At 46.6% G+C, this 7,067-nt stretch carries 6 protein-coding genes and 2 riboswitches; of the genes, 2 read left to right on the forward strand and 4 right to left on the reverse strand.

The annotated features are described in order from the left end of the window. Positions 1-79: 79 nt before the first annotated feature. From LLF78_05830 to LLF78_05845, 4 genes are all read right to left on the reverse strand, one after another. The gene (locus LLF78_05830) at positions 80-1,252 is read right to left on the reverse strand and encodes an energy-coupling factor ABC transporter ATP-binding protein (GenBank protein MCE5202011.1); all 1,173 of its coding nucleotides are present in this window, start codon (positions 1,250-1,252) and stop codon (positions 80-82) included. Between the two features lie 89 nt (positions 1,253-1,341). Continuing rightward, positions 1,342-2,190 (reverse strand): substrate-binding domain-containing protein, encoded by an 849-nt coding sequence (locus tag LLF78_05835; protein MCE5202012.1) that lies wholly within the window; start codon positions 2,188-2,190, stop codon positions 1,342-1,344. A 42-nt stretch (positions 2,191-2,232) separates the two neighbouring features. Then, the gene (locus LLF78_05840) at positions 2,233-2,928 is read right to left on the reverse strand and encodes an ABC transporter permease (GenBank protein MCE5202013.1); all 696 of its coding nucleotides are present in this window, start codon (positions 2,926-2,928) and stop codon (positions 2,233-2,235) included. A gap of 85 nt (positions 2,929-3,013) precedes the next feature. Then, positions 3,014-3,865 carry a substrate-binding domain-containing protein gene (locus tag LLF78_05845; protein MCE5202014.1) on the reverse strand — a complete coding sequence of 284 codons (852 nt, stop codon included), beginning with the start codon at positions 3,863-3,865 and terminating at the stop codon, positions 3,014-3,016. A 97-nt stretch (positions 3,866-3,962) separates the two neighbouring features. Next, positions 3,963-4,080: riboswitch (molybdenum cofactor riboswitch) on the reverse strand. Positions 4,081-4,348: 268 nt separating this feature from the next. Beyond that, positions 4,349-4,466, reverse strand: a riboswitch (molybdenum cofactor riboswitch). A gap of 170 nt (positions 4,467-4,636) precedes the next feature. Between LLF78_05845 and LLF78_05850 the strand changes: the two genes are divergently transcribed. Both LLF78_05850 and LLF78_05855 read left to right on the forward strand, forming a co-directional pair. After that, complete coding sequence (locus tag LLF78_05850; protein ID MCE5202015.1) at positions 4,637-5,314, forward strand: metallophosphoesterase; 678 nt, start codon at positions 4,637-4,639, stop codon at positions 5,312-5,314. Positions 5,315-5,345: 31 nt separating this feature from the next. Beyond that, positions 5,346-6,371, forward strand: coding sequence for a hypothetical protein (locus LLF78_05855; protein ID MCE5202016.1), 1,026 nt, complete (start codon positions 5,346-5,348; stop codon positions 6,369-6,371). Positions 6,372-7,067 lie beyond the last annotated feature (696 nt).

The following is a 7,067-nucleotide window of genomic DNA, read 5'->3' on the forward strand; positions in this document are numbered from 1 at the left end:
AACAAACCATCTGCTCCGGCAAAACCCAGCACAGTATATTCTACATTATTCTCACGCTATAAGGAATGGATTGTGCATATCAAAGCGATCGGACAATCGCAAAATCATGTTGCAAGGAAGCGTTTTGAAATATGAGAAGCACGGTTTGCCCTCTCGGAGGAAATAATGATGAATAAACCGATGATAAACAGTTCCGCTGTTTTTTAGAATGTCTTGCTACATGCTCAACCCACCTGACATCTTCTGATGAAAATATAAGCCATACTGTGGCGGCAGGACAGATGGATTCTGTTTCTATAAACGAGAGCGAAACGCGGGATTTCAGTATAGTGCCGCCTATATCGACTGTTACCAGCACGCAGCCTGTGCTGCGCTCAAGTGCCATCTGAGTGACAGTGCCTTTAAGTGCGTTCATCAGTTTTGTGTGCTGCTGTTTTGTGCGAGAGAGTGCAATGTTTGAGGGATTGATCAGCCCGGTTGCAATTGCATTGTGTCCGTTACGCAGCCCATATATCTTCTGCCCATCGGAGAGAGTGCGCACTGCGTACAAGCCTTCGGTTTCCCATAATCCCTGTATCAGGTTTTCAGCTCCATGTCCTACGACTCGTCCGCGGTAGAGGTTTATGATATCTGTCGAGACCTCATAAAGCCATACAAGGTCATGGGTCGCCACTACCACAGTTGTCCCCCATTCCTTCCATGCGGAGACGGCAGCTTCTTTTACGAGCTGTGCGCTTGATTCGTCGACATTAGCCGTGGGTTCGTCAAGAAGGAGGACTCGTGGATGGAGTGCAAGACGTGTTGCAAGGGCAACCCGCTGGACTTCGCCTCCTGATAGACGAAACCAGGGCCTTTCTGCAAATTTATCCGGTTCCAGCCCTACGCGACGCAGAGAATCATGGATGCGTCCTTTCATACCGTCTGTTTTGCCGCGAAGTTTGAGTCCGTAAGCTATGTTTTCATAAACAGAGCGCTTGAGCAGGTAGGAGTTTTGTAGGAGATAAGTTACATCCATACGGAGCTCTACCTCACGTCCGGTACTTTCTTTGCCGTCAAATAAGAGGGAGCCTTCGTCGCATTGTTCAAGAAAGGCAAGGATCTTAAGCAGCGTTGACTTTCCGCTTCCGTTAGGTCCGACCAGGCCATAGACGTTCCCTTCTTTTATAACAAGAGAGTCTATATCTACGGTTACAGGACCGTTGCCATATCTGTGCTTGAGGTATCGAATGTCATAAAGTGTGTTCGCGCTCATTCTCCAGGCTCCTTGCGGCTTTCTGTGAGACTGCGGCATAAAAAATGCAGCAGTCTCACAGATACAAGATGTCAGTTTTACAAAATCGATTATTTCGGATTTTTCTTATTCCATTCGTCAGAGTTTGGGAAGAAAAGGGGCTGTCCATACTCCTTAACTTTGAAGTTTTTGATAATGAGCTGGGCTTCGTCGCTGCACAGCCAGTTGATAAACCTTACAACATCGGCGTTATTGACATTAGGGAATTTCTTAGGGCTGACCTCGATTGCCGCGATAAGATTAAGGAGAATGGGATCTCCTTCGACAAGAGGAATTATCTTGAGGGTTTTCTGCTTCATAAGGTATGTTGCTCTGTCCATAATGGTATAAGCGTTGCGCCTGTTGGCAAAGTCTGTAGTCGGGCCATTCCCGAGGCTGCCAAGTGAGAACACAGTGTACCATTCGTCTTTTTCTTTGTCAGGGACTATCCCTGCAGCTTTCCAGACTTTCATTTCCGCCACGTGTGTTCCGGACATGTCTCCGCGGCTGACGAAAGGAGCCTGTTTTGCCGCGATCTTTTTAAATGCTTCCGCAGCTGAGTTCATACCTTTGATTCCCGCCGGGTCTTCTTTAGGTCCGAGGATGACGAAATCGTTATACATGATATCCTTTCGATTCTGCCCATAACCTTCACGGATGAACTGATCTTCAAGTTCGCGCGCATGTACTATGACCATGTCGAAGTTGCCGGTCTTCGCCTTTTCCAGTGTTGCTCCCGTTCCGGCCTTTTCAATTACGAAATCAGTCCCGGTCTTTGCCTTGTAGGTATCTGCAAGGAGAGGGATGATGCCCGCATCGACGGGTCCGATAGTGCTCGAAAGCCTTATTGTTCCGGCAAAAGCCGGAACATATGTTGATGCTGCCAAAATGAACAGGATCGCTGCCATAAGTTTTTTCATAATAGTAGGCCCTCCATTTTCAAATTTGTTTTATATGACATTTTAGTTTTCTGCCCTGCGGCGCATAAAGGATAGAGAGATGTTAATGGCGAACGATATGGCCAGCAGTATGACCCCCAGTGCGATGCCCAGGGCAAAGTCCCCCTTGCCTGTCTCGAGCGTAATTGCAGTTGTTATTGTCCTTGTGTGCCATTTAATGTTCCCGCCGAGCATCATCGCCGAACCGACTTCGCCGATGATCCTGCCGTATGCTGTCAGTGAAGCCACAAGCACCTGGAAGCGCCCCTCCCACAAAATCGTCATGGCAAGCTTTCTTCCCGATGCTCCGAGTGTGAGCAGCGTCAGCCTGAGATGCCTGTCAAGGCCCTCTATTGCGGTGGCTGTGTAAGCTATGATGATAGGCAGTCCAAGAATGAGCTGTCCTATGGCCATGCCTCTTATAGTAAAGAGAAGTTCGTAATCTCCGAATGGCCCCCTGCGGGAAATGAAAGCATAGACAAGAAGACCGACAACTACTGTCGGAAGTGACAGCAGTGTATCTACCACAGTATGCAGGAAATGTTTGCCAGGGAAGTCAAAGTATCCAAGCGCGAAGCCCAGTGGCAATCCAAGGCCCAGGATCCCCAGCATCGACAGACCGGTCAGCTGGAGCGTAGTCACAACAATGTCCGCTGTCTCTTCATCCATCGAAAATATCAGATCTATGGCCTGGAAAAACCCCTCAACGATAAAATCCACAGAACAGCCCTGCCTTTGAGATTATTTTTCTAAAAAAGGGGCTTCAAAATACGAAGCCCCTTTTTATGGATATCTCTGATTTGCTTTAGTGTCCGGCGCGTTTTGCTGCGTTCGGGAAGAAAAGCTGCTTTCCCTCAACCTTGAAATTCGCTATATCCTGCTGGACCTTTGATGATGTGATCCAGTCTATATATTTCAGTGCAAGGTCATACTTTGCCTGCTCATGCTTTATAGGATTTACAGCCATCACGCTGTACATGTTCAGGAGACGCTTATCTCCCTCTACAAGGATGACGAGCCCTGGTTTGCCCTTCAGTCCGGCGTTGTACTTGACGAAAGTGCCGCGGTCTGTCAGTGCGTAGCCTCTGCGTTCCTCGGCGATGTTAATTGTCTTGAGCATGCCCTGTCCAGTCTGGATGTACCATGGCGCCTTGTCAAAATCCTTAACGCCGGCTGCCGCAAGTAACTTGAGCTCCGCTGAGTGAGTGCCGGATTTATCGGCACGGCTGACCAGAGGCTGCTGCTTTGCGGCTATCGTCTTTAGGGCCTCTGTTATAGGTTTGCCTTTTATACCTGCCGGATCGTTTGCAGGACCGATGAGTACAAAGTCGTTGTACATTACCTGACGGCGGTTGACACCGGCACCCTCGGCCATGAACTTATCTTCCGCCGCAGGGTCATGTGTCAAAACTACATCGACATCGCCGTTACGGCCATATTCCAAAGCCTTCCCCGTGCCGACTGCGACCCACTGGATCTCGATCCCTGTGTCCTTGAGGAATATCGGCGCAAGATAGTCGAGAAGTCCTGTGTCGTCGGTGCTCGTCGTTGTAGCCATCCTGAGCACGGGCGGCTTTGCATATGCCATTGAGCAGAACGTGAGCGCCAATACCGTAAGCAGCGTAATGATGATATAGTGACGTTTTTTGTGATACATGGGTGAAACCCCTCCTTTAAGATTATGTCGGTGCTTTTGGATCCAGATGTATTTGATCTGCGAAAGGGGGGCAACGAAAAGAAAGATAAAAGCTCTCATAATAAGAGTGCTTCCCCTTTTCCGCAATGGGAGACGGATCCATTTCCAGACCCGCCCTATCGTCCGTTCTCCATAGCCGGCGCCACAGGAAAAACGGCTTCAGGGATAATGCCTGTGCAGAAAAATAATTATTTCCACACAAAACATACTCTAACAACATTCTGTTTTTGTATGTCCAGCATATTCTACACTATTTTATAGTTTGAGTAAATAATGAAGCAAAAAAGTAATAAAAAATAACCAATGCAACTAAATTGCAAAAAACAATAAGGATGCGAGACCGTTGGGGGCGGCCTCGCATAGGAGAAATGAGGATTTTGTGTGTCCCATCTTTGATATAATGAAAGACGGCCGCCCTCCCCTTTGGAAGACGGCCGTACAAATAAACACTCTAGCCGGTCTCCTTTCCAGAGGGAGGCTGCACCGTTTCCGGTGTAACCCTGACGGCCCGAACGCCATGGAGCATCTCTTTAGGCAGGCAGGCTCGGAGAACCATATGTCATTCATTAAAAACATCATACATGTAAGTATAAAAAAAAACAAGTATTTTGTTCACATCTCTTTTCTTTGTCTGGAAATGGCTGTATCGTATATGATGTATATATGGGATCTGTGCGGCGGGCTTAATGGAAATTATTCCGTCATTACGGTATCTCAAGGAGGTGGTCCAGAATGACGACTCTGCATCTGCCCAAGAACCTTCCTGCGCCGACTTATGAGGAGATCCGAAGCTGCCCGATACGTAGCAGGATAGATGACCTGACTATTCGGGCCGGCCTTAATCCTCCTCCTGTTGACGGCAGGGATATGATACTTCATATCTCGGACACCCCATCCATTATGTTCCCTTATCTTCGCAGGGCGATCCGTCGCCTGCGTCCGGCATGGGTAGTGCACACCGGCGACCTTGTTGATGATGTAAAACTTGAACAAAGACCCGGAATGATAGGTCTTTACCGTAAAAAGCTTTCTGCGCTTCTTAATTTTTTTGCCGAAGAGAGTTGCGGTGTAATTCTGATTACGGGAAACCACGATCATCTGCCTACGATACTGGAAATGACCGATGACTCTTCCGTTCAAGTGTGGAGCAGGCCCGGACTATTCTGCATCGGCAGGTTTTGCTTCCGGGCCGGGCACACCTATGAGGATGTCGTCACTAATTGCAGTGAATATAATTTATACGGACACAGTCTCGAGCATCTTACCTTTATAGATGATTGCGGACGCTTCTTTCTGAACGGCCTCGAGGAGATGCACCTGATCCACATGGAGACCGGCGATGTAATTCCCGTTAAATATCCGCCCGGCACCAATGACGCCCGTCTTGAACGCAAGCGCATATCACTTTGATATGAATCTGTTATAAAGGGAGGTCGTACACATGCTCTCTCTCGTAAGAAGCGGACCGGAGAGTGTTTTGCTGCATGCTGCTGGGAAAATCCCGGAAATCAAAAGTCACCTGGCTGCATGGGGTTCTCACGTTGCGCTTGATCCTGAGCAGGCGATACGGCTGTATGGAAACAACAGAAGGCTCGTATTTTTTGTCTCGTTTACCAGCCCGTTTGCCGAGGAGGAGGAATTTGAGACCTATGTCTCGGAGAACACGATAGAACTCCTTCTCTGTAACCTCATTAACAGCAGGCTTGTATCCGGTGTCGATCAGGCCAAGATGCTCCCCGGGTCCATAATAATGAGGTTGCTCGGAGATGTCGCAAAGGGGGTCAGCGCGGTACAGAGAGATATAGGAGGAGAGCTGATAGAAAGAGATCCGATGTTCCGCAGTTATATACCGGGAACATCGTCTGTCATTTACTTTACAGAAAAAGCATTGAACAAGCCTGTTGCGACGGATGATATATATCCGAAGGCGCTGCTCATCCATGACCGCTCCAAGGGTGCGCTGTTGCAATATCTCACAATACGGGGCATTGAGTATCTAGGGGATGCGCTTGGAACTCCGGATTGGAACGATATTGAAATAAGGATTTACGATGCGGACGGATTTTTTGACCTTCACAGACAGAGGTTCTGGATGGCGACGCAGGGGCTGCAGATAGGCCTTGTGCTTGCGGAACGCTGGGGCAGGGATCAGGCATTGGCAATGAAAAGCGTGCCTGTATATATGGTAAAGATTTTTACCCCGATGGATATCCGTGAGATAAAACGTATAGCCCTGGGGTTAGAATACGACGACCAAGGGCAGCGCTTCGCAGATTTTGATGTTTTTTTCAAAGACAGGAAAATAAGCGCCTATGCCGAACTTGAAGCCCATCCCGGGCTTACCCGGAATGCAGTTGGAATGATATACAGAAATGATATCATCAGAAATCTTGACTCGGATTCGCGTAATGAGTTTTTAAATATTGAGAGCGAGATACGGAAACGGCTGCAAAAGAAAAGCGATTGATTCAATTATATATATTCATAAATTGCATATTTAAGTTGTCTTCAATAAGAAAATCAAAAAAATACTCAATTGTAAATTATGTCGTTTTTATAAGTTATATATTCAATTAATGTAGACTATATTAAAGTAAAAACTATTTTTACCTTTCTTTTAGCTGGCTAAATATTTTGGCGCTTTCTCCCTTCCCTTCGACGTTAAAGAGGGATTTTTGACGTCTTTCGTTGCTCATCTCTTCTGTCTTGGATATTTTATCGGGAATGATGGAATATTTTATGTTGAATCAGACATATTGCGGGATCTCATATTATTAACTATATAACAGAAAACAGCCTTTTTTAAATAAAATTGCCATTATTGGCTGACGATAGTTCATTTATTAGTCAGTGTTCCTTAAATATGCAGGATATTTCTCTGAATTTCATTGACATAAATTACAAAAGTTGTTTCAAATCAGCTTATTGATTATAAAGTTCATATATGATAAACTCTGGACGCGCAGAATTTTGAATATCGATTTTGTGCATTTATGCTATATTTTACAGTGGCATATGGGAAGGAGGGCAAGTGCGCACAGCAGTTGATAAGGCGGTGTAACCGGCACATAAAAGTTTCATGGATTTGCTTCTTACTTTTTTTCTCTTGATCCAAAATCTGGCGATGAAAAGAAAGCGAGGTCTGGGATATGGCTGAAATCAA

It is taken from the genome of Synergistaceae bacterium, assembly GCA_021372895.1.
Classification (GTDB): Bacteria; Synergistota; Synergistia; order Synergistales; family Synergistaceae; genus JAJFTP01.